Source organism: Formivibrio citricus (assembly GCF_900115065.1).
Taxonomy (GTDB): domain Bacteria; phylum Pseudomonadota; class Gammaproteobacteria; order Burkholderiales; family Chitinibacteraceae; genus Formivibrio; species Formivibrio citricus.
In genome coordinates, this window is the sequence record NZ_FOVE01000022.1 from 1 (window position 1) to 24933 (window position 24933).

Sequence of the window (24933 nt, forward strand, 5' to 3'; positions counted from 1 at the left end):
CGACTTGCATGTGTAAAGCATGCCGCCAGCGTTCAATCTGAGCCAGGATCAAACTCTTTAGTTGAAATACTAAGTGTTCGATCCATGCACAAAGTTATTACTGGCGATGACTCTTGCGAGCCATTCGCTGTATTTCTTGGTGCAGGTATCAATTTTGGTTACCCAATCAGATACCCACACTCATCGGTTGCATTCTGTTAAAGATCGTTGTTGTCCACCCGAAAAACCCTGTAAAATCAGTCCTTCGCGCTTCAAACTTCGCTGCGTCAGCAGCAGAGAGGCCGAACTATACCGACCCACCCCAAACCCGTCAACACCTTCTTCTCACCTTTATCGCCACAAAGTCGATAAACCCCTGATCCGCAAGGATTCATCAAAAACACTTCCCGCCCTCAAATCAGTGGATCGCTGCAGCGGCGGCTATAAAAAACGCGCGGGCTTGTATCTTGCACCAACAAAACCTAGAATCCGCCTCTCTGCCCGGGTGGTGAAATTGGTAGACACAAGGGACTTAAAATCCCTCGGCGCAAGCTGTACGGGTTCGATTCCCGTCCCGGGCACCATCATCCCCTTCCCCAAGCGCCCCACGCGCACGCCCTTTTGCTACACTTGCGCCATTGCCAACCACATACCTATATAAGCAATGGCCCAATATGTCATGTCCATGCTCCGCGTGAGCAAGATCGTCCCCCCGAAACGCCAGATCATTAAGGATATTTCCCTCAGCTTCTTCCCCGGTGCCAAGATCGGCCTGCTGGGCCTGAACGGTTCGGGTAAATCCACCGTGATCCGCATCATGGCCGGTGTGGATAAAGAATACGACGGCGAAGTGCAGCATCTGGCCGGCACCAAGATCGGCTACCTGCCGCAGGAACCGCAACTCGATCCGGAAAAGACCGTGCGCGAGGAAGTCGAATCCGGCATGGGCGATGTGATGGACGCGCAGAAGCGCCTCGAAGAAGTCTATGCCGCCTACGCCGAGCCCGATGCCGACTTCGATGCGCTGGCCGAAGAACAGGCTCGCCTCGAAGCGATCATCTCTGCCGGCGCGGGCGACAACACCGCGTTGCAACTGGAACTCGCCGCCGACGCGCTACGCCTGCCGCCGTGGGATGCCAAGATCGGCCACCTCTCCGGCGGTGAAAAGCGCCGCGTGGCGCTGTGCAAGCTCTTGCTCTCCAAGCCCGACATGCTGCTGCTCGACGAGCCGACCAACCACCTCGACGCCGAATCGGTCGAATGGCTGGAGCAATTCCTCGTGCGCTTCCCCGGCACCGTGGTCGCCGTGACCCACGACCGCTACTTCCTCGACAACGCCGCCGAATGGATTCTGGAACTCGACCGCGGACACGGCATCCCCTGGAAGGGCAACTATTCCTCCTGGCTGGAACAGAAGGAAGCCCGACTGGAGCAAGAAAACAAGCAGATAGACGCCCACATGCGCTCAATGAAGCAGGAACTCGAATGGGTGCGCCAGAACCCCAAAGGCCGCCAAGCCAAGTCCAAGGCGCGTCTAGCGCGCTTTGAAGAGCTTTCCAGCGTTGAACACCAGAAGCGCAACGAAACGCAGGAAATCTTCATCCCCGTCGCCGAACGCCTCGGCGACAAGGTGATCGAATTCAAGGGTGTTTCCAAGAGCTTTGGCGACCGCTTGCTGATCGACAACCTCAGCTTCAACGCCCCGCCCGGCGCGATTGTCGGCATCATCGGCCCGAACGGTGCCGGTAAATCCACGCTGTTCAAGATGATCGCCGGCAAGGAACAACCGGATTCCGGCGAAATCGAAATCGGCCAGACCGTGCAGATGGCCTTTGTTGAGCAGACCCGCGAAGGTCTGGAAGCCGACAAGACCGTCTTTGAAGATGTAGCCGCAGGTTCCGAGCTGGTGCAGGTGGGCAAATTTGAAATGAGCAGCCGTGCCTATCTGGGCCGCTTCAACTTCAAGGGCGGCGACCAGCAGAAGAAGGTCGGCATGCTCTCCGGCGGCGAACGCGGCCGTCTACATCTGGCCAAGACGCTACTCAAGGGCGGCAACGTGCTGCTGCTCGATGAGCCGTCCAACGACCTCGACGTGGAAACCCTGCGCGCGCTGGAAGATGCCCTGCTGGAATACGCCGGCACCGTGTTTGTGATCAGCCACGACCGCTGGTTCCTCGACCGGATCGCCACGCATATCCTCGCCGCCGAAGGCGACAGCCAGTGGACCTTCTTCGACGGCAACTATCAGGAATACGAAGCCGACAAGCGCAAGCGCCTGGGCGAAGAAGGTGCCAAGCCGAAGCGGATTCGCTACAAGCCGGTCACGCGCTGATTGGATTGATACTGGAAATGAAAAATGCCACCGGAAAATCGGTGGCATTTTTGTTTTGGCTGTCGTGCCGAGCTCGATCCAGAATCCTGCAGCATTGCCATGCAGGCCAGATAATCCGCAGGCGCCATCCGGCACATAATTACTGAAATCGGAATGGGCCGCGTTCTTCCGACCTACGCGCACATAGAGGCATCGGATATCAACTAAAAAACGTAATCACCCCTTAGCGACAAAAGATTGCTTATAAATTATTGGAACAACGTACTTTCTTTTTTTAATATCAACATTATTCTCTTTCACCTTAAGAAAACCAATAACCTCAAGAAAGGACAAAAACCCGACAAAATCCCCACTCAGAGAAGGCGCACTAATATTTTGACAAATCCATTTATAATCAAGCATAGATTTACCTTTTAATTTATCAACCAACTCAGAAAAATTTCTAGTCCATTTCTCATCCATTCGCACAACATTTTCAACATATTCTTTTTTTGCCGCGCAGTATGCACTATAAACAATTTCTTTACTAAAAATCCCCCACCCCCATCCAGTGCTTACTGGTTGAGTATGCGCATTTAAATCAGGATTTATTCTGTAGTATTCAATAGTCTCGCAAATTACTTTTTTAAGAAAAATTAGAATATGCCTAGGAGTACAAGCATCATGACCATCAAGAAAATGCGTTCTAATGAAATCTCTTATACTAATTGATTCTTTACCGCCACCTTCACAAGCATGCACAATTTTCTCATCAAACAAAATACTAAAAATCGCACAATCAATCTTATCAAAAAGTGAAGTAGACCTCTTTTTTACAAAAAACCTTCTCCAAAACAATGCCAACCTATACACAAACCCACTTTTATTTCTTGATGCACACACTTTATCATGCCAACGCAAATGCATATCAGACAAATCCGTTGACTCTGCAAGTTCCTCCAGCTTCCATATATTTGCATCAATCAAAGAAACAAAAAGCCTCTTTGCAATGAACGATGATATTTCTTCAGAGCTCCAACAAAGTTTCAATGTATTATCACTAACCTTATCTGGACCAAGAGACGAAAGATTAAGCCTGTGATATAGATCACTTCTAAGAAAAATCTTGAAACCTATACTACAACTCGACTGAAGGTCGTCTTCCACTTCCAACAAAGACTCAATATATTCTTTCTGCGTCTGATAATCTTCATTTGTTACAAATTTATCTAGCTTATCTATTATGACCAAAGCCGAATTACAACGATCACCCAAAGACCTTAGTATGTTATCAAAAACATTCTCAAGATTAATCTCCATTGTGGGCTTAGATCTACCCTTACCTTCTCTCCCAACCTCGACCTCAATCGGGGTTGAAGTAATTTTCGCTTTAATCTTAAAAGATATTGACGTACACAAATCTTTCAAAATTTTCGTTATTGATTTATCCCCATCTTCCACCCCAACCCTACTGAGAAATTCATTTAAATATTTTTCATTATTTGTCCGAGGAAACCCTTCAAGGGTAGAAATCTTCTTGCAAATTTGCTTGCAAATATGCAACTTCCAAACAAGTTGGTACAACAACCTTTTTGATATATTAGAGAAATATAACTCAGACAAGTTTCTTAACTCATCAAACTGGATCTGCTCCTCTACAGGAACCACCAATCTATCAACATAAGGGCCAAGAATTTTACTGTTCGACTTAAGCAACTTAAATAATGTACTTTTACCTGTACCATAAGGACCAATAATTATCGAGTGCCTATCAAGATTAAATTGATTTATTGCCTTTGTGGTAATAAATGTATTTTCAGTATTTTTATCTCTATGACCATCCGCATGACCTAAATCTATGAGGTGCAAATTTTCCTTTGGAAACGGGTCTTTCAGACTGTTTTTTACATTAGACATAATATATCAATTTTTAATTAAAAAAATTTGCTGAATCAAGAAATAAACCTAAACAAATTATTCTACATCATCACATCGCCACCGCCCCCGGCAGCCCGCGTAGGTGTCCGATTTGCGTAGCGTAATCGGACGCATGGCATAGGGCGAATACGCTACGCAAATCGGACCTACGGCCCTGCCGCGCAGGATCTGCGGCAATATGATGTACGCCAGCGCCAATGCGCCGCCTGAAATGCTTGCTGCGACTGGCCACCGGCCATGCAGCGCGATTTCCAGCAGCCCGGAATCCTTGCGTTTGCGCGCCATGCCCGGCCACCTCTTTGCGATTTTGTAAGCATTCTAGCCGTTTTAGAGAAAGCCGGACAAGACGTCTGTGAAACCCATGCCACTTGCCCCCATGCATGACGGTGAAATATCGAACCGGCGCACTGCAGGGCGGATCGTTGACCCGCGCTGAATCACGTCAATTGCTTTGGTTGGATGCCGGTTTTCACCGGAATACCCCTCCAAAAATCATTTCGCGTGCGCTTCGTGAAAACCACAAAAGCTCGCCAATAAACCTGTGGCTATTTTGCCAATGCAAAAAACGCCGCATTGCAGCGGCGTCTGGGGCTGGCGGCATCATGCCGCCAGATCGAGTTGCTGGATGCTGCCGGCTTGCCCTGCTTCGGTCAGATACACGCCGCTGGCGCGCAGCTTGCCGCGGGTTTGCTGCTGCTTGTCTTGCAGGGTGAAGTCGGCGCGGGCCTGATCCAGATAGATCGCGCCTATGCCCATGTCTTTCAGGCTGGCAAGCTTGTCCTGGCCGCTGTCGTCTTTCAGCCAGAGTTTGAGCTGGGCGTAGACGCTGTCGCCTTCGTCGATCCAGCCGTTGTGGTCGCCATCGTATTGGGCCAAATCAGCGAAGCCATCGCCGGAGGTGGCACCAAACAGCTCGCCACCGTCGCCGATCTTGCCGTCGGCATTTTTATCCAGCGCCAGAAAGGCGCTGCCAGCGTGCAGTTGGCTGATGGCTTCCTGATCGCCGTCGGCATCCAGATCGAAGTTGAAGGTTTGCCCAGCCAGCGAGGCGCTGGCGGCGGCGTAGTTGAGCACCAGCGGGTCGAGCATGGCGATTTCGCCGTGGGTTTCGCTGCGGCTGCTGCGCGCCAGTTCAATCTGGCTGGCAAAGCTGATCTCGCGCCCGTCGGCGGTCTTGACCCGGCCGCAGGCGCTGTAGCAGGCGGATTCGGTTTCGGTGATGACGCTATCGATGATGAGGGTGACTTTCCCGCCCAGCGGCTGCAGCGGCAGGGCATTGCCGCTGGGCGCGGCCGGTTTTGCCGCTGCGGCCGCTTGGCCATCCGGGGCTTTGCCCCGCTCTGCCTGGCATGCTGCGAACAAGAGCTGCATGAGCTTTTGCGCCAGCTTGAAGCGCAAAGATTGGACTTTTTGCTCGCTGTTTTCGGCGGCCGCCTGGCGCTCGGCGGCTTGCGCACGGAGGCTGGCATAGTCGATGTGGAAAGTGAGCTCGCTGATTTCACTGCGCTGAAAACTACGGGTTGCACCCAGTGCAACCTGGCTATCGATGATTTTCATGGTGGACTCCGGGAGTGAAAGACGATGCAAGCCGGCGGCAAAACCGCAGACTTACAAAGCATGTCTTGCATATCCCGTGCCGAGCGGAGTGTTGGCGCTGCAGATGCTTTTTTCACGACCGCAGGGGCGCAATGGTCTTGGAACCTGTTCATGATCTTTTACCGATCTCAGATAATGCCTGCGCCGCTATGACGGCTAAAGCATGGCCGGCTCAGCCATGAGAAATGCCACCCGCTTGGGGTAATGTCGTTCACTTAAGGATTTTTATGCGCCTGCGGCGCAGGGTTTACAGCCGGTTCCGCCCGGCAGACGGGAAAGGGATTTGTCTCGCAAAATCCCCTTCACCCCTAGGCGAGCCCACTCCGGCGCCCCTACGGGGTTCCCTGCGATGCTCGCAAGACGCGGCGGCTGCGCAACTCGGCCTGCGGCCTCAAACAGTGCTCGCCGAATTCCCGCGCCTTGCTGTGCTTCTCGGCACCGTCCAGGGCGGGGCGTGCTGCATACAGCGCTGATCAAGAAAAATGCCGCTCACTTTTCTTAAGTGAACGGCATTAAGGCTTTTTGGTTTGTGTTGCATGGGGGCTGTCATCGCCCGGCCGTCCGCCCTCACTTCGGCGAGGGGTTCCAGACCATTTGCTGGACGAGCTGCGACGACGCAGGTGCGCCGGATGGTGTGGTTCCGATCAGGTCGGCCATGACCAATGCCCAGCCGGCAACCAGAACAGCAGCACCCAGTAACTGGCGAGCGGATACACGGCAGAAGAATTTGCCGTAGCAAGCATTTACGGCATGTGTGCCGTGGTTATCCGGTTTGCGGTTCATGACGGTTCTCCTTTCCAGCCTTTTGCATCTTGATCTCATTCTGAGCCAAGCCTGTTGCCTTGTGAAATTGATTCTCATTAATTAGCCGATAACCTGTAACTATCAAACTGATGTTTCCAGCATGGAAGCTAAACGCTGCGGCGCAACATCCGGTTGACATCCAGCGAGGCAAAAATGTGCTGGCCCGGAAATTGCAAAAGAAAGGATGTGGCACGCGGCCTTGAGCAATAACGCCGCGACAACTCCCCCTAACTCATGCAAACAGGTGCTCCATGATTTTCGATACTTTTGAAAAAGACGGTCTGCTGTTGAACACCAACTTCAAGGAATCCGCGGGCAAGCCCGGCTATTCCGCCTATCGCGGCGATCTGGTTCTGGTGGAGGGCGAGGTGGCGGACGCAGCCGGCCGCCGCAAGCCGCCGGTGTCGGCAATGCGACAAGTTGTGGCGCTCGCCAATGGCGAAAAGCTGACACTTCTGATCGGTTCGCTGGACGAGTTGGCCGAGTTGCCGGCGCTGCTGGAAATGTATGCGGCCTATATCACGCCGGAAACACGGCTGATGCTGTTCGTGATCGATGCGGCCAAGAGTTTCCAAACCTGCATGGCCGGCATTCCGGTCGAGGTGGTTTCACTGCCGGAAGGGGCGGTCTGGACCGAGCTATGCGATACCCTGGGGCTGGAAAAAGGCGATTTCAAGGGCCAGAGCGGCGGGGAGAAGGTCATGACGATCTACTCCGCGCTGCTCGACCATCGCAGCAAGGCCCCGGAACTGGCTTGGGAAGAAGCCCAGGGCTTGGTGACGGACGCCAAGCGGCAAATCCACGGGGCGATTTGAACGAAAGAACCGCCAGCCCCAAGGGGCTATCTGGCTAATGTCGTTCACTTGAGTGATTTGTATGCGCCTGCGGCGCAGGGTTTAAGGCCGGTTCCGCCCGGCAAACGGGAAGGGGATTTGTCTCTCGCCCAATCCCCTTCACCCCCAGGCGAGCCCACTCCGGCGCCCCTGCGGGGTTCCCTGCGATGCTCGCAAGACGCGGCGGCTGCGCAACTCGGCTTGCGGCCTCAAACAGTGCTCGCCGAATTCCCTCGCCTTGCTGTGCTTCTCGGCGCCTTCCAGGGCAGGGTGTGCTGCATACAGCGCTGATCAAGAAAAATGCCGCTCACTTTTCTTCGGTGAACGACTTAGGGCTGCCTAGCCCCTTTTTGAAGAATAGGAAGCGGTCAGAAACGGCGACGCGGCGGCGGGGTGTAGCTGCCCCGCCCTTCGATATGGCGGAAAGTAATGCGCCCCTTGGTCAGATCGTAGGGGGAAAGCTCCAGCGTCACCTTGTCGCCAGCCAGAATGCGGATATGGTTCTTCTTCATCTTGCCGGCGGTATAGGCCACGAGCTCGTGGCTGTTTTCCAGTTTTACCCGGAAACGGCTGTCAGGCAGCACTTCCGTGACAACACCGTTCATTTCAATAAGGTCTTCTTTGGCCATCACGCTCATGGACTGCCCTTCGGGCAACCCAATCCTTGTATTGTTCAAATGAAAAATAAAAAAAGCCCGGTCAAGCCGGGCTCGGGTACAGACGTGAAGCCGCAGTTGCTTATTCAGCGATGCGGATATTCGAAGCCTGCTTGCCCTTCGGGCCAGTGGTCACGTCGAAAGTCACGCGCTGATTTTCAGCCAGTGTCTTGAAGCCGTTGCTCTGGATTGCGGAGAAGTGCGCGAACAGATCGTCGCCGCCTTCGTCCGGGGTGATGAAGCCGAAGCCTTTGGAGTCGTTAAACCATTTTACGGTGCCGTTAGCCATGTCATTAATTCCTGATATTGAATTTTAAAAAGGGGAAAGCCCCATTGGGGCGAGGATCAAGTAGAGCAGGAATGACGGACCAGAACAGGCGCAGACAAACTAGAAACCAACTCGAACTTCGCAGAACCGGACTCTGCGCTTAAAAGCAGGCGAATGCAAGGCTTTTTTTCGCCAACAGCGCAACGGAATGCATTTTCCGGGTTTTTTTGGGGGTTTTGGTAAAAAAACCGCTCAAAGCAGCTTATCAAAAAAGCCCGCGATTTCGCGGGCTCGGTGAAACTGCATGCCTGGGCACATCAGAACGGGATGTCGTCCTCGAAATCGTCGATCTTGCTGGCCGGGCGGGATGCCGGGGCACCTTGCGCCGGGCGGGAGGCCTGAGGGGCTGGCGTGTATTCCTGGTTGAAGTCGTCGCCGCCGGCCGGCATGCCGCCGCGCTCACCGCGACCGCCGAGCATCTGCATCTGGTCGGCAATGATTTCAGTGCTGTAACGATCCGCGCCGGTGTTTTTGTCCTGCCACTTGCGGGTTTGCAGGCGGCCTTCGACGTAAACCGACGAGCCCTTCTTGAGATATTGCTGGGCGATTTCGGCCAATTTCCCGTACATGACAATGTTGTGCCACTCGGTTTTTTCCTGCTTCTGGCCGGATTTGTCGGTAAAGCGCTCGGTGGTGGCGATGCTGAAATTGCACACCGCGCCGCCGGACGGCATGTAGCGGGTTTCCGGGTCGCGCCCCAGATTGCCAATCAACAAAACTTTGTTGAGAGATGCCATGTTCAGTTGTCTCCTCACATAATGACTTGGACGCGCAATTTGGCGCGCCTTCAACCTGCCGCAGTTTAGCAGACCATGTGCAAAATTCGGGGGATTTCATCGGCATAATCCGCCGTTCCGATTGAGCCCTTCTATCCCCCGAATAGAAAAAATGCCTGACGCAAATAACCGGACAACTTCTATGCTGACAATAAAGGCACCTTCGACCTCAAGAAAGAGACTCATTCAGAGGGGGCGCCGAATACAGGAGAGATCATGCGAGAAGCCCATCCCGCCGCGACCATGACAAGCAGCCGATTCTCCAAGCAAACATTCTTCTTGACTTGGCGTGCGCGACTTTTGCAAGTCTGCCTGTCCGGATTGATGCTCGCTTGCGCCTTGCCTGCTGCAGCAGAATCCAGCCGGCTGGAACGAGTCCTTGCCACGGGTTCGCTTCGGGTGTGCATCTGGCCTGAGTACTATGGCATCACCTATCGCCATCCCATGACCCGCGTGCTGTCCGGCATCGACATCGACCTCGCCCATGCGCTGGCAAGCGATTTGGGGGTCAAGCCAGCCTTCGTGGACAGCAATTTCACCAGAGTAATTGACGACGTGACCCAGGACCGCTGCGACATCGCCATGTTTGCCATCGGAATCCTGCCGCACCGCGCCGAGAAACTGCGCTTCAGCCAGCCCTACCTGCAAAGCGACATCTACGCGATCACGACCCGCTCGAACCGCCGCATCAAAACCTGGCAGGATATCGACAAGCCCGGTGTGATCGTGGCCGTAGCCAAGGGCACATTGCATGAACCGGTCATGAAGGAAAGACTGAAGCAGGCCGCACTTCTGGTCGTGGCACCGCCCGGCACGCGCGAACAGGAGGTCGAATCCGGCCGGGCCGACGTTTTCATGACAGACTATCCCTACAGCCGACGCATGCTCGAAACCACCGACTGGGCCAGGCTGATTGAGCCCGCGTCCACGTTTCACCTCACGTCCTATGCCTATGCCGTACAGAAAGGAGACGACACCTGGTACGCCCGAATCGAACGTTTTGTCCAGACCATCAAGCAAGATGGCCGGTTGCGGCAAGCAGCCAGAAAAAATGGTCTGGAACCGATTGTTCTGGACAGACCGAACTGAGAAACCGCCATGCTCGATTTCCGCGACCGCAAAATACGCCAGTTGTTCATCGCCTGCGTTGCCGGCTTCGTCACCCTCATGCTGGTCGCCAGCGGCTATGTTCTGGAACGCATGCAGCGCCAGAAGATCGAAAGCGGACTGGAACTGGTTTCGCTGCTGGCGGCTTCATTTGAAGACTATCTCACGCAGAGTTTCCACAACATTGACCTGACGCTACGCAACATTCCCGCCCTGCAGGAATCGACCCATCCCGGGCTGGATGTTTTCACGCTGGCCTTGCGCAACGCACCGCACCTGCGCTCCCTGTCCCTGCTCGACGGGCAAGGCCGCATCTATGCCAGCTCGAATCCCGGCAACATCGGCAAAATCGTCGATACCAGCCATTTCCTGCCGGTATCCGACATGCCCGGAGAAATCCTGCGGATCGGCCGGCCATGGTCGGGCCGGGACATCGCCAACGGCAAGGAAATCAGCCCTGCCCATCCCGCGGAACCGGACGAACTGGTATTTCTGCCCGTCATGCGCAGCGTTTCCATCAACAGGCAAACCTTCACACTGCTGGCTTCCGTCAACACAAACTACTTCATCAACCACTTCAGCAAACACGTTCACGCCCGGACCGGCTACGCCGAACTCATACGCATCGACCAGACGGTGCTTCTTTCCTCCAACGAGCGGCAGAAAACCGGTGCCTCGCATCCAGACTTCCTGCTCGATCTCGAAGCCCGAACCTCATATGGCACGCTGGAACACGACCTTGACGGTCGTCCGTTCCTGACGGCTTTTCATGCCTCGCGCAACTTTCCGTTCACCATGCACGTCCATCTGGAGCGCGACCGACTGCTTGCACAGTGGAACGAGCAATTGCGCATGATGCTGGCATTGATCGGTGCATCGGTCATCGCGGTCATCGGCATCTCGGTCTTCGTTTACAAGCGCCTGCTGCGCTCGGCCCGGATTCAGGAGGCTGCCGACGAACAACTGCGGCTCGCTGCACAAGTTTTCAAATCCAGCGCCGAAGCCATCTTCATCGCGACCGCCGACTGGCACATCTATTCGACGAACCGGGCCTTCACCCAGATTACCGGCTATGCGGCGAGCGAGGTCATCGGTCATTCGCCCGATCTGCTCTGCGCGGACAAGAGCGAATCCGCCCCCGGCCCCGAGTGGTCGACGGTCACAGTCAACTCCCCCTGGGTTGGCGAAGCGTCGCTGCGTCGCAAAAGCGGAGAAATCTATCCAGCCTTCCTCACCGTTTCTTGCGTGGCCGACGAGTCGGGCGTCGTGACCCACTATATCGGCGTTTTTTCCGACGCGACGGAACGCAAGGTCAGCGAACGCTTCCGCTTCCTGTCCGAACACGACTTCCTGACCGGACTGCCCAACCGCCGGCTGCTCCAGGACCGCTTCGACCAGGCCATCGCGCGCCTGCAGCGCCACGGCGGACGGCTGGCCGTGCTGTTTCTCGATCTGGACCATTTCAAATCCATCAACGATACCCTCGGTCACCACATTGGCGACTTGCTGCTGAAAATGGTCGCCGAACGTCTGCACGACAGCGTGCGCGCAACCGATACGGTCTGCCGGCAAGGCGGGGATGAATTCCTGCTGCTGATCGACGAAATCGAAGATGCCGAGGATGCACGCAGCGTCGCGGAAAAACTGGTCAGAAATATCGGCGTTACGTACGAAATCGAAGGGCACAGTCTTGAAGTCACCCCTTCCATCGGCATCGCGCTCTATCCCGACCACGGAGAGGATGCTTCGGTTCTGATCCACCGCGCGGACGTTGCCATGTACCAATCAAAACATCACGGACGCAACCATTTCCGTTTCTACCACTACGACATGGAGGCATCGCATCAGTTGGCTGCAGCCGGAAGAGTCGCTCAATCCGATGCAAAAACTGCCAAACAGCGATCCTGATTTGACGCCGCCGATCTGGTACATTCACGGGTTACCCGTAAAGCAGCCGCAGCACCATGACTTACCGCCCCACCCAGCCCGACCAGCCGATGATCCGAATCCGCGGCGCACGAACGCACAACCTCAGAAATGTGAACCTCGACATTCCGCGCGGCAAACTGGTGGTCATCACCGGGTTGTCCGGCTCGGGCAAGTCTTCACTCGCTTTTGACACGCTGTATGCGGAAGGCCAGCGCCGCTACGTCGAATCGTTGTCGGCCTATGCGCGCCAGTTTCTGCAGCTCATGGAAAAGCCCGACGTCGACCTGATCGAAGGTCTGAGCCCGGCTATTTCCATCGAGCAGAAGGCCACCAGCCATAACCCGCGCTCGACCGTGGGGACGGTCACGGAAATCCACGATTACCTGCGTCTCTTGTTCGCCCGCGTCGGCACGCCTTACTGCCCGGAGCACGGCCAGCCGCTTGCGAGCCAGACCGTGAGCCAGATGGTCGATCACGTGCTTGCGCTGCCGGAAGACACCAAGCTGATGATCCTGGCGCCGCTGATCGTCGGCCGCAAAGGCGAAAACGCCGATCTTTTCGACGAGCTGCGCGCGCAGGGCTTCGTGCGCGTGCGCATCGACGGCGAAGTATTCGAGCTCGACGAAACGCCGAAGCTCGACAAGAACAAGAAACACACCATCGAGGTCGTCATCGACCGCCTCAAAACCCGCCCCGACCTGAAACAGCGGCTCGCGGAATCGTTCGAAACCGCGTTGCGCCACGCCGATGGCCGCGCAATTGCCGTCGAGATGGACAGCAACCAGGAACACTGGTTCTCGGCGAAGTTCGCCTGCCCGGTCTGCTCATACTCGCTGCCAGAACTCGAACCGCGACTGTTCTCGTTCAACAACCCGATGGGCGCCTGTCCCAAGTGCGACGGCTTGGGACAGATCACCTTCTTCGACCCCAGGCGCGTGGTCGCGCACCCGGATCTAAGCCTCGCCAGCGGCGCGGTCAAGGGCTGGGACCAGCGCAACCAGTTCTACTTCCAGTTGTTGCAGGGGCTCGCTGCGCATTACGGCTTCGATGTCTACACGCCCTGGTGCGACCTGCCGGAAGCCACCCAGGTAGCCATTCTGCATGGTTCCGGCAAGGAGCAGATCGCATTCTCCTACCTCAATGAGCGCGGCTACCGGCAGGAACGCCTCCATGCCTTCGAAGGCATCATTCCCAACCTGGAACGCCGCTACCGGGAAACCGATTCCATCGCCGTGCGCGAGGAACTCGCCAAATACCAGAACAACCAGGCCTGTCCGCATTGCGGCGGCGCACGCTTGCGCAAGGAAGCGCGCCACGTGCGCGTCGGCGGGCAGAACCTGCACACGCTGTCGCAAATGGCGCTGCGCGACTGCGCCACGTTTTTCAACGAGCTGAAGCTCGAAGGCGCCAAGGCGCAGATCGCCGAAAAAATCGTCAAGGAAATCGGCAGCCGGCTCGGCTTTCTGGTCAACGTCGGGCTTGATTACCTGTGTCTGGAACGCTCGGCCGATACGCTTTCGGGCGGCGAGGCGCAGCGCATCCGCCTTGCGAGCCAGATCGGCTCCGGGCTGACCGGCGTGATGTACGTGCTCGACGAACCCTCGATCGGCCTGCACCAGCGAGACAACGACCGACTGCTCGGCACCCTGCGCCACCTGCGCGATCTGGACAACTCGGTGATCGTGGTCGAACACGACGAGGACGCGATCCGCGCCGCCGATTGCCTGGTGGACATGGGTCCCGGCGCGGGTGAGCACGGCGGCGAAGTGCTCGCCGTGGGCACGCCGCAAGACATCATGGACGAACCGCGTTCGATCACCGGGCAGTTCCTGTCCGGCGCGCGCCGCATCGAAACGCCCGCTTCCCGCCATGCGCCCGATCCGGACAGGTGGCTGTTTCTGAAAGGCGCGACCGGCAACAACCTGAAATCGGTCGATCTGGCGCTGCCGGTCGGGCTGATGGTCTGCGTGACCGGCGTTTCCGGCTCGGGCAAATCGACGCTGATCAACGACACGCTGCACAAGATCGCCGCACGCGACCTCAACGGTGCGAGCGAGGAACCGGCACCGTACGAGGCCATCGAAGGGCTTGACCACTTCGACAAGGTCATCAACGTCGATCAATCCCCGATCGGCCGCACGCCCCGCTCCAACCCCGCGACCTACACTGGCCTCTTCACCCCGATCCGCGAGCTGTTTTCCGGCGTGCCGATGTCGCGCGAACGCGGCTACGGGCCGGGGCGCTTCTCGTTCAACGTCAAGGGCGGGCGCTGCGAAGCCTGCCAGGGCGACGGCGTGCTCAAGGTCGAGATGCACTTCCTGCCCGACGTCTACGTGCCGTGCGACGTCTGCCATGGCAAACGCTACAACCGCGAAACGCTGGAAGTGACCTGGAAAGGCAAGAACATCACCGAAGTGCTGGAAATGACGGTCGAAACCGCACTGGAATTCTTCAGCGCCGTCCCGGCGGTCGCGCGCAAGCTGCAAACGCTGATGGATGTCGGCCTCGGCTACATCCGCCTCGGACAATCCGCGACCACGCTCTCCGGCGGTGAAGCGCAGCGCGTGAAGCTCGCGCTGGAGCTCTCCAAGCGCGACACCGGGCGCACGCTCTACATCCTCGACGAACCCACCACCGGCCTGCACTTCCACGACATCGACCTGCTGATGTCCGTGGTGCGCCGCCTGCGCGAGCACGGCAACACCATCGTCGTCATCGAGCACAATCTCGACGTGATCAAGACCGCCGACTGGATCGTCGATCTCGGGCCGGAAGGCGGCGCGGGCGGCGGACAGATCATCGCCTGCGGCACACCGGAAGACGTGGCGAACAACCCGGCCAGCCATACCGGCCATTACCTGAAACGAGTTTTGTATCCATGCTGATCCACCCGCAATTCGACCCCGTCGCCGTGCATATCGGCCCGGTTTCCCTGCACTGGTACGGGCTGATGTACCTCATCGGCTTCGCGCTGTTCATCGCGCTGGGCCGCATCCGCATCAAGCAGCACCCCGATTGCGGGTGGACCAACCAGGAGCTCGACGATTTCCTGACCTGGGTCGTGGCCGGCGTCATCCTCGGCGGGCGGCTGGGCGAAGTGCTGTTCTACCAGCCCGCCTATTACTGGCAGCATCCGGGCGAGATTCTGGCGATCTGGCAGGGCGGGATGAGCTTTCACGGCGGGCTGATCGGCGTGTTGCTCGCTGTGGCGCTGTTCGCGCGCAAGAAGGGGATTACTTTCCTGCAGGCCGGCGATTTCGTCGCACCGCTCGCGCCGACCGGGCTCGCAGCCGGGCGCATCGGCAACTTCATCAACGGCGAACTGTGGGGGCGAGTGGCCTCGCCCGACCTGCCTTGGGCGATGGTCTTCCCCAAGGTCGATGCACTGCCGCGCCACCCATCGCAACTCTACCAGGCCGGGCTGGAAGGCTTGGCGCTGTTCGTCATCCTCTGGCTGTTCGCACGCAAGCCGCGCCCCACCGGGCAGGTTTCCGCCGTGTTCCTCATGGGTTACGGCAGCTTCCGCTTCATCGCCGAGTATTTCCGCACGCCGGACGCCGGTATCTTCGGGCAATCGGACATCATCAGCATGGGTCAGTGGCTAAGCACGCCGATGATCGCGGCGGGGATTGGCTTGTGGGTGTGGTCGATCCAAAAGAAAACAGCCTGAGCCGGAAATACCGTCTACTTGAAGATTTTTTATGCGCCTGCGGCGCAGAATTTAGGGCCGGTTCCGCCCGGCTGACGGGAAAGGGATTTGTCTCGCCAAATCCCCTTCACCTCTAGGCGAGCCCGCTCCGGCGCCCCTGCGGGGTTCCCTGCGATGCTCGTAAAGCGCGGCGGCTGCGCAACTCGGCCTGCGGCCTCAAACAGTGCTCGCCGAATTCCCGCGCCTTGCTGCGCTTCTCGGCGCCTTCCAGGGCGGGTCGTGCTGCATGCAGCGCGGATCAAGCTACCTTTGGCAATACTGCAAATCTACACAATATCTAGGTGGTCGGTTCCCGAGAACACATCCCGGTTCTTGGAGTTGGAGCTTTCCAGCTTGATCTGCAAGCGCAGGTCGTTGACCGAATCGGCATTCCGGAGCGCGTCCTCGTAGCTGATACGCCCGGATTCGAAGAGTTCGAACAGGGCCTGGTCGAAGGTCTGCATGCCGATTTCGCGCGAGCGCTTCATGAGATCCTTGATCTCGTGCACCTCGCCCTTGAAGATCAACTCGGAGACCAGCGGCGAATTCAGCATGACTTCGACCGCCGCTACGCGCCCCTTCCCCGAACGATGCGGAATCAGGCGCTGCGAAACGAAGGCTTTCAGGTTGAGCGACAGATCCATCAGCAATTGCTGGCGACGCTCTTCGGGGAAGAAGTTGATGATGCGGTCGAGCGCCTGGTTCGATGAGTTGGCGTGCAGCGTGGCCATGCACAGGTGGCCGGTCTCGGCAAAGGCAATCGCGTAATCCATGGTTTCGCGGTCGCGGATCTCGCCGATCAGAATCACGTCCGGCGCCTGGCGCAGGGTGTTCTTCAGTGCACTCATCCACGAATCGGTATCCACGCCGACTTCGCGCTGGGTGATGATCGACTTCTTGTGCTCGTGCACGTACTCGATCGGATCCTCGATGGTGACAATGTGATCGTGGGCATTGTTGTTGCGGTAGCCGATCATGGCCGCGAGCGAGGTCGATTTGCCCGACCCCGTGCCGCCGACGAAGATCACCAGCCCGCGCTTGGTCATGGCGATGTCTTTCAGTACCGGCGGCAACCCAAGTTCTTCGAGCGTCGGGATCTCGGAATTGATCGTGCGCAGCACCATGCCGATGCGGCCTTGTTGGAAGAAGGCGTTGACGCGGAAGCGACCGAGATTGCCGGGGCTGATGGCGAAGTTGCATTCCTTGGTCGCCTCGAATTCCTCGGCCTGCCGGTCGTTCATGATGGCGCGCGTCAATTCCTTGGTGTGTTGTGCCGTCAGTATCTGGTTGGAAACCGGCGTGACCCGGCCGTCGATCTTCATCGCCGGAGGGAAATCCGCGGTGATGAAAAGGTCGGATGCCCCCTTGCCGCGCATGTGGCGCAGCAGGTCCTGCATGAATTTCGCTGCCTGTTCCTTTTCCATATCACTTTAACCCTTGAAATTGTCCTGATTGGCGGCACGGGTACGTGCTTCCGCCACCGAAACCACATTGCGCTGCACCAGGCTCAACAGGCACTGATCCAGCGTCTGCATGCCGTGCTGTTGGCCGGTTTGGATCGCGGAATACATCTGCGCCACCTTGTTCTCGCGGATCAGGTTACGGATGGCGGGGATGCCGATCATGATCTCGTGTGCCGCCACGCGGCCCGTGCCGTCTTTGGTTTTCAGCAGCGTTTGCGAAATCACCGCGCGTAGCGATTCGGACAGCATCGAGCGCACCATTTCCTTTTCCGCGGCCGGGAACACGTCGACGATCCGGTCGATGGTCTTGGCTGCGGAGCTGGTGTGCAGGGTACCGAACACCAAGTGGCCGGTTTCGGCCGCGGTCAGCGCGAGACGGATGGTTTCCAGATCGCGCATTTCGCCGACCAGGACCACGTCAGGGTCTTCGCGCAAGGCGGAACGCAGCGCGTTGGAAAACGACAGCGTATGCGGGCCGACTTCGCGCTGGTTGATCAGGCACTTCTTGGACTGGTGCACGAATTCGATCGGATCTTCCACAGTAAGGATGTGGCCGTAATCGTTTTCGTTGATGAAGTTGATCATCGCCGCCAGTGTGGTGGATTTCCCCGAGCCGGTCGGTCCGGTCACCAGCACCAGCCCGCGCGGGTTCTGGGAAATTTCCTGGAATATGCGCGGTGCATTCAGCTCTTCGAGCGTCAGCACCTTCGAGGGAATAGTACGGAACACCGCACTGGAGCCGCGTTGCTGGACAAACGCATTGACGCGGAAACGTGCGAGATTGGGGATCTCGAACGAGAAATCGCACTCCAGCGTATCTTCATACACCTTACGCTGTCCGTCGTTCATGATGTCGTACACCATATCATGCACGTCCTTGTGATCCATCGGCGGCAGGTTGATGCGGCGAACATCACCGTGCACACGGATCATGGGAGGCAACCCGGCCGAGAGGTGCAGGTCGGAGGCCTTGTTCTTGACGGCAAAAGCCAAGAGTTCTGCAATTTCCATTTATAATTCGTCCTCTTATCCGGTCAGGATCATTATGGCAACGTTATTCTCCGCATGGCAAGGCGTGCTGCAACGCATCGGGAAAGCTGCGGGAAAAGCCGGGCGCGTAACCACGGACGTCCGGCTTGTCGCAGTCAGCAAGACTTTCCCGGCCGACAGCGTTCGCGAGCTTTACGCACTGGGGCAGCGCGATTTCGGAGAGAACTATGTCCAGGAGTTCACCGAGAAACACGAAGCGCTGGCCGATTGCCCGGAGCTTGTCTGGCACTTCATCGGGCCATTGCAGAGCAACAAGACCCGTTCGGTCGCGGAACGTGCGCACTGGGTCCATAGCATCGAGCGGCTGAAAATCGCCGAACGCCTAAATGCACAGCGCCCCGCCGACCTTCCTCCCCTTCAGGTCTGTATTCAGGTCAACGTCTCAGGTGAGGCCAGCAAATCCGGTTGTGAACCGGAAGACGTTGTGGCATTGGCGCAAGCGGTTACCGCCCTGCCCAGACTGAAACTGCGCGGGCTGATGGCCATTCCGGAATCCACGGAAGACACGGACAAACTGGCCGGGCAGTTTGCGCTTCTGCGCCGGCTGCGCGATGATCTGAATACGCACGGGTTCGAGCTTGATACGCTGTCGATGGGCATGTCGGGCGATCTGGAGCTCGCCATTGCCGAAGGCGCCACGCATGTCCGCGTGGGAACCGCCATCTTCGGCGCACGCGATTACATAAAACAAGAGACACAAGCATGAAAATTACCTTTATCGGCGGCGGCAACATGGCAAGCGCCATGATCGGCGGCATGGTGAAACGCGGTTTCACTGGACGGCAGATCCATGTGGTCGATCCCGATGCGACCCGCCGCACACACCTGGAAAACGAATTCGGCATCAGCACCGCCGAGCCGGGAGCTCCGCTTCCCGCCAGCGATGCCGTGATCTTCGCCGTCAAGCCGCAGCAGTTCCGTGCTGTTGCCGAAGCCGTCGCCCCGTCGTTGGGCAATGCGCTGGTCATTTCGGTTGCGGCGGGGATCCGCGCCGAAACGCTCGCGCAGTGGTTTGCTCCCCAGCCGCGCATCGTGCGCGTCATGCCCAACACCCCGGCGCTGATCCAGTCCGGCATGTCCGGCGTTTACGCCGCCCCGGCTGTGACCGCCGACGATCGAGAATTGACCGAACGCATTCTCTCGGCCATCGGCGAATTCGTCTGGGTCGATGACGAAACCGACATGGACGGCATCACCGCGATTTCCGGCTCCGGCCCGGCCTATGTGTTCTATTTCATGGAAGCGCTGCAGGCTGCCGCACGCGCACAGGGGTTCAACCCGGAAACAGCCAAGAAGCTGGCTTACCAGACCTTTGCCGGCGCAGTGAAACTGGCTCAGGAATCCGAGGACGACATCGCCACGCTGCGCGCCAAGGTCACCTCCAAGGGAGGGACAACCGAACGCGCCATCAACGCCTTCGAGAACAGCCAGTTGCGCGCCACCATCATTGCCGCCGCAGCGGCTGCAGCCGCCCGCTCCAGGGAACTGGGCGAGGAATTCGGCCGAGACATGGAACCCTGAGCGGAGGGCCAATCACATGCTGACACTCCACAAGGCACTCAACTTCCTGATCCGCAACATCGCCGAGTTTTTCGTGCTGTTGCTGCTCGTCCGCTTCTACCTGCAGGCCGCGCGCGTTTCTTTCCGGCATCCGCTTGCGCACTTCGTGCTGGCGCTGACCAACTGGATCGTACTGCCCTTGCGTCGCATCATCCCGGCCGCAGGGCGTTTCGACACCACCAGCTTCGTGCTGGCGCTGGTTTGCGCCTTCCTGATGCACATCCTGTTGCTGCTGATCACACCCTGGCCGTTCATCCTGACCTCGCCCCTGTCGCTGGCAGCGCTCCTGCTGGCCGCGTTCGTCGAGCTGGTCAAGATGTCGCTCTACCTGCTGTTCGCCGCAATCATCGGCCAGGCGCTGATGTCCTGGCTTTCGCCCATCAACCCGCTGATGCCGATTCTCAATGCGCTGACCACGCCGTTCCTGCGCCCCCTGCGCCGTTTCATTCCACCCATCGGCGGTATCGACATCACCCCGCTGGTCGTGGTGCTCCTGATCCAGCTGGTGCTCAACGTACTGATCGGCCAGCTTGAGATCCTGATTTTGCAGCGTGTATTGATCGCCGCCTGATGGACTGGTTCACCCTCACCGCCGAGCGCATCACCCTGCACCTGCATGTGCAGCCCGGCGCCAAGAAAACCGAGGTCGCCGGCCTGCACGGCGATTGCCTGAAAATCAGGCTCGCCGCCCCGCCGGTCGACGGCAAGGCCAACGAGTGCCTGTTGCGCGCACTGGCGAACTGGTTCGATGTACCGTTGCGCCAGGTTTCGCTCAAGTCCGGCGAAACCTCGCGGCGCAAGGTCGTGGAAATCTGCGGAAGCCGGAAAAAACCGGAAGAACTGCTCAACGAATAAGCTTGTCGTCGTCGCGTTGTGGCTCGACGTGGTGGTATTCGCCTTCGATAACGCCGTCATCGACCGGCTTGGGCGGCTCGCTGCTGCCGCCCCACGGCAGCAGCAGGACAACGGCCATCACGTCGCTGAGCGGGCCGGGTATCATGAAGAACAGCGCGGCAAGGTAATAGCGCGCCACCCGGAACAGGGCTCGCGGCGTCAACGCGCCGTTGCGCAGGTCGCCGAACAGCGCCAGCATGACCGCCAGCTTGTGGTGGCGCAACATCAGCGCGCCCAAGAGGAAAGCGGTCAGCAGCCAGCAGCCAGTCCAGAAACCGCCAATTTCGCCGGCCAGCCAGAAAATGGAAAAAATTTCGGCGACCGGATAACCCAGCACCAACAGCAAGAACAGGTATGGCATGAAAAATTCCAGTGTATGGATCGTATTGTGCAACTGCCCGGACACCGCGACGGCCGACCGGCTGGCTGCCAGACTCATTGAAGCGCGACTCGCGGCCTGCGTCAATCGCCTTGCAGCGGTACAGTCGGTCTACCGCTGGGAAGGGAAAATCGAAACCGCCAGCGAAGTGCCCCTGCTGATCAAGACGACGCAGGAACGCTATCCGGCACTGGAAGCCTGGCTGGCTGCCGAGCATCCCTACGACGTGCCGGAAATCATCGCCCTGCCGCTCGCCGCCACCCTGCCCGCCTATCTGGACTGGGTCGTGCAGGAGACCTTGCCGGAATGAAATACGTTGCAGGTATTCGCCGACTGGGGCGCATATTTGGCTTTACCTTGGCCGGCCTCTGGCTGAGCCTGTCTGCCGCTGCATCGGCCCAGCCCACGCCACTTCCGCCCGAGCAGGCTTTCCGCGCCCGCCTGGTGCAAACCGGCGAGCGCACGCTGGAAGCACGTTTCGAGGTCGCGCCCGGTCACTACCTCTATCGGGACCGTTTCGCCTTCACACCAGCGGACCAATCCCTGCGGCTGCAAATCGACCGACCGCCGGGGCAGACAAAGAACGACCCGAGCTTCGGCCAAGTGGAAACCTATCCGCACCCGGTCACGATCCTGCTGACCGCCAAGCGTCCGCTGCCGCAAGAGCTCTCCATCGCCCTCCAGTACCAGGGCTGCGCCGAAGCGGGAATCTGCTACCCGGCGCAGACCGTCAGCCTGCGTCCGGGCGAATCCACGCCCGCCGGCCGGCCGGTCTCGCTACTGGATACGCTCGGCCCGCCCCCTGCAGGGGAAATGCCGCCGCCCCCTGCCCGCCACGGCTGGTTCGCCGGCAGCCTGCCGGCAACGCTGGGCATTTTCTTTGTTGCCGGGCTGGGACTCGCCTTCACCGCCTGCATGTACCCGCTGATCCCGATCGTTTCCGGCATCGTGCTGCGCGGCGCAAAACACGGGCAGCGGCGCGCACTGGGGCTGACGTTCGTCTACGTGCAGGGCATGGCGCTGACCTACACGGCCGGCGGCCTGCTGGCCGCAGCCAGCGGTGCGTTCCTGGCGGTCACGCTGCAACAACCGTGGGTCATCGCCGGTTTTTCGCTGTTTTTCGTCGCCATGGCACTGGCCATGTTCGGCATTTTCAGCCTGCAATTGCCAAACGCCTGGCAAAGCCGGATCAACAGCTGGGCCAACCGCCTGCCGGGCGGGCGCTTCGTTTCGGTTTTCGTCATGGGCACGCTGTCGGCCTTGATCGTCGGCCCCTGCATCGCACCGCCACTCGCCGCGGCGCTGGCCTATCTGGGGCAAAGCGGCGACCTGCTGCTCGGCGGTTCGGCGCTCTATGCCCTGGCACTGGGGATGGGAACGCCGCTGATGATCATCGGCATCCTGGGGTCGGCGGCCCTGCCGCGGCTCTCTCACCGCAGGCTGCACGGCATCCGCATCGTTTTCGGCATGATCTTGCTGGGAATGGCTGCCTGGATTGCACGCCCGCTCTGGTTGCACCGAAGCCCGGTACCGGGACTGGATTTCCGCCCGGTCGCCAGCAGCGCCGAACTGGACCGCGCCCTGCAAAGCGCGCGCGGCAAGCCGGTGCTGCTGGATTTTTATGCGGATTGGTGCACAAGCTGCCTGGAATTCGAGAAAAACACGCTGACCGATCCCGGCATCCAGAAAAAGCTGGGCGGGTTTGTTTTGCTGCGCGCGGACATCACGGCCAACACACCGGAACACCGCGCCCTGCTGCGCCGCTTCGGCCTCTACGGCCCGCCGGCGCTACGGTTCTTCGACCGGGACGGCAGGCCGTTCGGCGAAACAGTCATCGGCGCGCCAGACGTGACCGAGTTTGGCCGGCTCGTCGAGCAGGCAAAATTCCAAACCCTTCGTTGAACCACAGAGGCCAGAAAAACACGCCGTTGCGCTTTGAGATCGCATCTCCAGACAGCGCACACAAGGAACTGTCTTGCCTTTCTATCTGGACTCTGTGGCTCTGTGACTCTGTGGTGAATTCTTTCGCCTGGAGGGATGGGTCAGTTCCCCAAGCCCTTGCCCGCATCCTTCTTGTTAATCAGCTCAATCTTGTAACCATCAGGGTCCTGCACGAAAGCGATCACGGTCGTGCCGCCCTTGACCGGACCGGGTTCGCGCGTCACCACCCCGCCCGCGGCCCGGATCGCATCGCAGGTCGCATAGATGTCTTCGGCTTCGATGGCGATATGGCCAAAGGCCGTGCCCGGCTCGTACTGTTCAACACCCCAGTTGTAGGTTAGTTCGATCACGGTGCTGTCCGTTTCCTCGCCGTAACCGACGAAGGCCAGCGAATACTTGTACTCGGGATTCTCGCTGGTACGCAGCAACTTCATGCCGAGTATGCGGGTGTAGAAATCGATCGAGCGCTGCAAGTCGCCGACTCGGAGCATGGTATGGAGAATGCGCATTCTGTTTTATCCCTGTTGTTTCAAAAAGTTCTACTTGATGGCGTAAAAACCACCCTGCAAATAAGACAGCCAGAATTGCTCGGCCACGCCGAAACCGCACTCGGTCAAAAGAGCGAGGTGTTCGTCGCGCCGGATGGGGTGATAGCCCTTGTCGAATCGGCCGATGTGCGTCCGAACATCCTCCGGGCTGCGGCCTTGCGCCAGTTGCCAGGCGGCCCATCGCTGCAAGGCGATTTCGGTTCCCGCTTCGGTATCGGGACGAATGTTTTCAATCGTGATGTACAGGCCACCTTCCGGCAGCAAATCGAAACACCGTTTTGTCGCCAGCCGGCGCTGGTCGCAGTCGAAATAATGATGCGAAAGGATGGCAGTGATGACCTCCGGCTTCGGGCGATCATCCAGCGAGAGATTCTCCGTCCCCTGCGCGCCCAACACGCTGACCCGGTCGTGCGGATACTGGCCCAGCCGGGAGCGGGCGCGAGCCAGCATGCCCTCGGACGGATCAGCCATCAGGAACAAGGTTGCCGGAAAATCCGGCAGGGCTTTTTCAACCAGGATGCCATCGCCGCACCCCGTATCGAGCCACGTCCTGGCTTGGGGCTTGATGGCTTTGACCACACCGATGACTTCGGCGTACAGCGCATCGTAATAAGGCAGGGTCGTTCGTATTGCCTGCGTGTATTGGCTGGCCTCGAACGGTGTCGAATTGTCAGGAGAGGCCATACTCGCCACCCGACTCAGAAACCGGCAAACGAATCGCGTATGTGCGTCAGCACTTCCAGCATGCGCACGTCGGAAAGCCGGTAATAGATGCGATTGGCATCGCGGCGGGAGCGCAGAACGCCTTTCTCCCGCATCAACGCCAGATGCTGCGATATGTTGGACTGGGTCGTCGAACCAACCCGCTCGAAGATATCCTGTACGCTGATCTCCCTCTCGCCCAGCACGCAAAGGATTTTCAGCCGCAAGGGATGCGACATCGCTTTCATGGCACGGGAGACTTCTTCAATCTGCATGTCGTCCATGAATTTGTTGCGTTCCTGCATATCCACCCTTTGTCATCCTGGATGCGTTGTTTCTGGAGTTGGCCAGCCCGCGTCCTGCCGGCAATAGGGTAGAATACTACCGGCGAACATTTTCTGACCGCAACCAGTAGTCAGTCACGCAGGTTTGCGTGGATGCCGAGGCAAGC

Annotated in this window: 25 protein-coding genes, 1 tRNA gene and 1 rRNA gene; 14 read left to right on the forward strand and 13 right to left on the reverse strand. The window is 58.3% G+C overall.

Features of this window, described 5'->3' with window-relative positions; translation table 11 throughout:
- Positions 1 to 64: ribosomal RNA gene (locus BMZ36_RS12575) — 16S ribosomal RNA — on the reverse strand; the annotation flags it as partial.
- A gap of 414 nt (positions 65 to 478) precedes the next feature.
- Here BMZ36_RS12575 and BMZ36_RS12580 point away from each other — a divergent pair.
- Positions 479 to 563 (forward strand) — tRNA-Leu (locus tag BMZ36_RS12580).
- Positions 564 to 643: 80 nt separating this feature from the next.
- Entirely contained in the window at positions 644 to 2311 is a 1668-nt protein-coding gene (ettA, locus tag BMZ36_RS12585) for an energy-dependent translational throttle protein EttA (protein WP_091197256.1), read from the forward strand.
- A 216-nt stretch (positions 2312 to 2527) separates the two neighbouring features.
- Here ettA and BMZ36_RS12590 read toward each other — a convergent pair whose 3' ends face one another.
- A complete protein-coding gene (locus BMZ36_RS12590) occupies positions 2528 to 4207 on the reverse strand; it encodes a P-loop ATPase, Sll1717 family (protein ID WP_091197259.1) in 1680 nt (559 codons plus the stop codon).
- 199 nt (positions 4208 to 4406) lie between these two features.
- Here BMZ36_RS12590 and BMZ36_RS14825 point away from each other — a divergent pair, with 199 nt between their 5' ends.
- Positions 4407 to 4541: a hypothetical protein gene (locus BMZ36_RS14825; protein WP_281242254.1), complete on the forward strand. Its 135-nt coding sequence runs from the start codon at positions 4407 to 4409 to the stop codon at positions 4539 to 4541.
- A 287-nt stretch (positions 4542 to 4828) separates the two neighbouring features.
- On the opposite strand, the gene BMZ36_RS12600 is transcribed toward BMZ36_RS14825, so the two are convergent.
- Entirely contained in the window at positions 4829 to 5785 is a 957-nt protein-coding gene (locus BMZ36_RS12600; protein WP_091197265.1) for an SPM autocatalytic domain-containing protein, read from the reverse strand.
- A 606-nt stretch (positions 5786 to 6391) separates the two neighbouring features.
- A complete protein-coding gene (locus BMZ36_RS12605) occupies positions 6392 to 6607 on the reverse strand; it encodes a hypothetical protein (protein ID WP_091197269.1) in 216 nt (71 codons plus the stop codon).
- Positions 6608 to 6879: 272 nt separating this feature from the next.
- On the opposite strand from BMZ36_RS12605, the gene BMZ36_RS12610 reads away from it, so the two are divergent.
- On the forward strand, positions 6880 to 7443 hold the full coding sequence (locus tag BMZ36_RS12610; protein WP_091197274.1) for a hypothetical protein: 564 nt from the start codon (positions 6880 to 6882) through the stop codon (positions 7441 to 7443).
- A gap of 386 nt (positions 7444 to 7829) precedes the next feature.
- Here the strand turns inward: BMZ36_RS12610 and infA are convergent, their stop codons facing one another.
- The 3 genes from infA to BMZ36_RS12625 form a co-directional block, all read right to left on the reverse strand.
- Entirely contained in the window at positions 7830 to 8090 is a 261-nt protein-coding gene (infA, locus tag BMZ36_RS12615) for a translation initiation factor IF-1 (RefSeq protein WP_091197430.1), read from the reverse strand.
- Positions 8091 to 8199: 109 nt separating this feature from the next.
- A complete protein-coding gene (locus BMZ36_RS12620) occupies positions 8200 to 8406 on the reverse strand; it encodes a cold-shock protein (protein ID WP_091197279.1) in 207 nt (68 codons plus the stop codon).
- A gap of 296 nt (positions 8407 to 8702) precedes the next feature.
- Positions 8703 to 9182: a single-stranded DNA-binding protein gene (locus BMZ36_RS12625; RefSeq protein WP_091197283.1), complete on the reverse strand. Its 480-nt coding sequence runs from the start codon at positions 9180 to 9182 to the stop codon at positions 8703 to 8705.
- A gap of 255 nt (positions 9183 to 9437) precedes the next feature.
- Here BMZ36_RS12625 and BMZ36_RS12630 point away from each other — a divergent pair, with 255 nt between their 5' ends.
- The 4 genes from BMZ36_RS12630 to lgt are packed head-to-tail and all read left to right on the forward strand — an operon-like array spanning position 9438 to position 15927.
- On the forward strand, positions 9438 to 10310 hold the full coding sequence (locus BMZ36_RS12630) for an ABC transporter substrate-binding protein (protein ID WP_245747926.1): 873 nt from the start codon (positions 9438 to 9440) through the stop codon (positions 10308 to 10310).
- A gap of 9 nt (positions 10311 to 10319) precedes the next feature.
- On the forward strand, positions 10320 to 12236 hold the full coding sequence (locus tag BMZ36_RS12635; protein ID WP_091197288.1) for a sensor domain-containing diguanylate cyclase: 1917 nt from the start codon (positions 10320 to 10322) through the stop codon (positions 12234 to 12236).
- Positions 12237 to 12292: 56 nt separating this feature from the next.
- Complete coding sequence (gene uvrA / locus BMZ36_RS12640; RefSeq protein ID WP_177187882.1) at positions 12293 to 15142, forward strand: excinuclease ABC subunit UvrA; 2850 nt, start codon at positions 12293 to 12295, stop codon at positions 15140 to 15142.
- Complete coding sequence (gene lgt, locus BMZ36_RS12645; protein WP_091197290.1) at positions 15136 to 15927, forward strand: prolipoprotein diacylglyceryl transferase; 792 nt, start codon at positions 15136 to 15138, stop codon at positions 15925 to 15927. The genes uvrA and lgt overlap by 7 nt, the downstream gene beginning before the upstream one ends.
- Positions 15928 to 16232: 305 nt before the next feature.
- Here lgt and BMZ36_RS12650 read toward each other — a convergent pair whose 3' ends face one another.
- Both BMZ36_RS12650 and BMZ36_RS12655 read right to left on the reverse strand, forming a co-directional pair.
- Complete coding sequence (locus BMZ36_RS12650) at positions 16233 to 17369, reverse strand: PilT/PilU family type 4a pilus ATPase (RefSeq protein WP_091197294.1); 1137 nt, start codon at positions 17367 to 17369, stop codon at positions 16233 to 16235.
- Positions 17370 to 17375: 6 nt separating this feature from the next.
- On the reverse strand, positions 17376 to 18419 hold the full coding sequence (locus tag BMZ36_RS12655) for a type IV pilus twitching motility protein PilT (protein WP_091197299.1): 1044 nt from the start codon (positions 18417 to 18419) through the stop codon (positions 17376 to 17378).
- A 34-nt stretch (positions 18420 to 18453) separates the two neighbouring features.
- On the opposite strand from BMZ36_RS12655, the gene BMZ36_RS12660 reads away from it, so the two are divergent.
- The 4 genes from BMZ36_RS12660 to BMZ36_RS12675 are packed head-to-tail and all read left to right on the forward strand — an operon-like array spanning position 18454 to position 20873.
- Positions 18454 to 19164, forward strand: coding sequence for a YggS family pyridoxal phosphate-dependent enzyme (locus BMZ36_RS12660; protein WP_091197304.1), 711 nt, complete (start codon positions 18454 to 18456; stop codon positions 19162 to 19164).
- A complete protein-coding gene (gene proC, locus BMZ36_RS12665) occupies positions 19161 to 19979 on the forward strand; it encodes a pyrroline-5-carboxylate reductase (RefSeq protein ID WP_091197307.1) in 819 nt (272 codons plus the stop codon). The genes BMZ36_RS12660 and proC overlap by 4 nt, the downstream gene beginning before the upstream one ends.
- A 16-nt stretch (positions 19980 to 19995) precedes the next feature.
- Positions 19996 to 20589, forward strand: a complete 594-nt coding sequence (locus BMZ36_RS12670) for a YggT family protein (protein WP_091197310.1) — start codon at positions 19996 to 19998, stop codon at positions 20587 to 20589.
- The gene (locus tag BMZ36_RS12675) at positions 20589 to 20873 is read left to right on the forward strand and encodes a DUF167 domain-containing protein (protein ID WP_091197313.1); all 285 of its coding nucleotides are present in this window, start codon (positions 20589 to 20591) and stop codon (positions 20871 to 20873) included. The genes BMZ36_RS12670 and BMZ36_RS12675 overlap by 1 nt, the downstream gene beginning before the upstream one ends.
- On the opposite strand, the gene BMZ36_RS12680 is transcribed toward BMZ36_RS12675, so the two are convergent.
- Complete coding sequence (locus BMZ36_RS12680; protein WP_177187883.1) at positions 20863 to 21273, reverse strand: FxsA family protein; 411 nt, start codon at positions 21271 to 21273, stop codon at positions 20863 to 20865. The two genes, BMZ36_RS12675 and BMZ36_RS12680, sit on opposite strands and share 11 nt — an antisense overlap.
- On the opposite strand from BMZ36_RS12680, the gene cutA reads away from it, so the two are divergent.
- Together cutA and dsbD are read left to right on the forward strand one after the other, a co-directional pair.
- Entirely contained in the window at positions 21272 to 21601 is a 330-nt protein-coding gene (gene cutA, locus BMZ36_RS12685) for a divalent-cation tolerance protein CutA (RefSeq protein ID WP_091197441.1), read from the forward strand. The genes BMZ36_RS12680 and cutA overlap by 2 nt on opposite strands.
- On the forward strand, positions 21598 to 23193 hold the full coding sequence (dsbD, locus tag BMZ36_RS12690) for a protein-disulfide reductase DsbD (protein ID WP_091197321.1): 1596 nt from the start codon (positions 21598 to 21600) through the stop codon (positions 23191 to 23193). Before cutA ends, dsbD begins: the two co-directional genes overlap by 4 nt.
- Positions 23194 to 23333: 140 nt before the next feature.
- Here dsbD and gloA read toward each other — a convergent pair whose 3' ends face one another.
- Genes gloA through BMZ36_RS12705 form a run of 3 tightly spaced genes read right to left on the reverse strand, consistent with a single transcriptional unit; the run spans position 23334 to position 24787 of the window.
- Entirely contained in the window at positions 23334 to 23741 is a 408-nt protein-coding gene (gloA, locus tag BMZ36_RS12695; protein ID WP_091197325.1) for a lactoylglutathione lyase, read from the reverse strand.
- Positions 23742 to 23771: 30 nt separating this feature from the next.
- Positions 23772 to 24464 (reverse strand): class I SAM-dependent methyltransferase, encoded by a 693-nt coding sequence (locus BMZ36_RS12700; RefSeq protein WP_091197328.1) that lies wholly within the window; start codon positions 24462 to 24464, stop codon positions 23772 to 23774.
- Between the two features lie 14 nt (positions 24465 to 24478).
- On the reverse strand, positions 24479 to 24787 hold the full coding sequence (locus BMZ36_RS12705) for an ArsR/SmtB family transcription factor (protein ID WP_245747933.1): 309 nt from the start codon (positions 24785 to 24787) through the stop codon (positions 24479 to 24481).
- Positions 24788 to 24933: the final 146 nt, after the last annotated feature.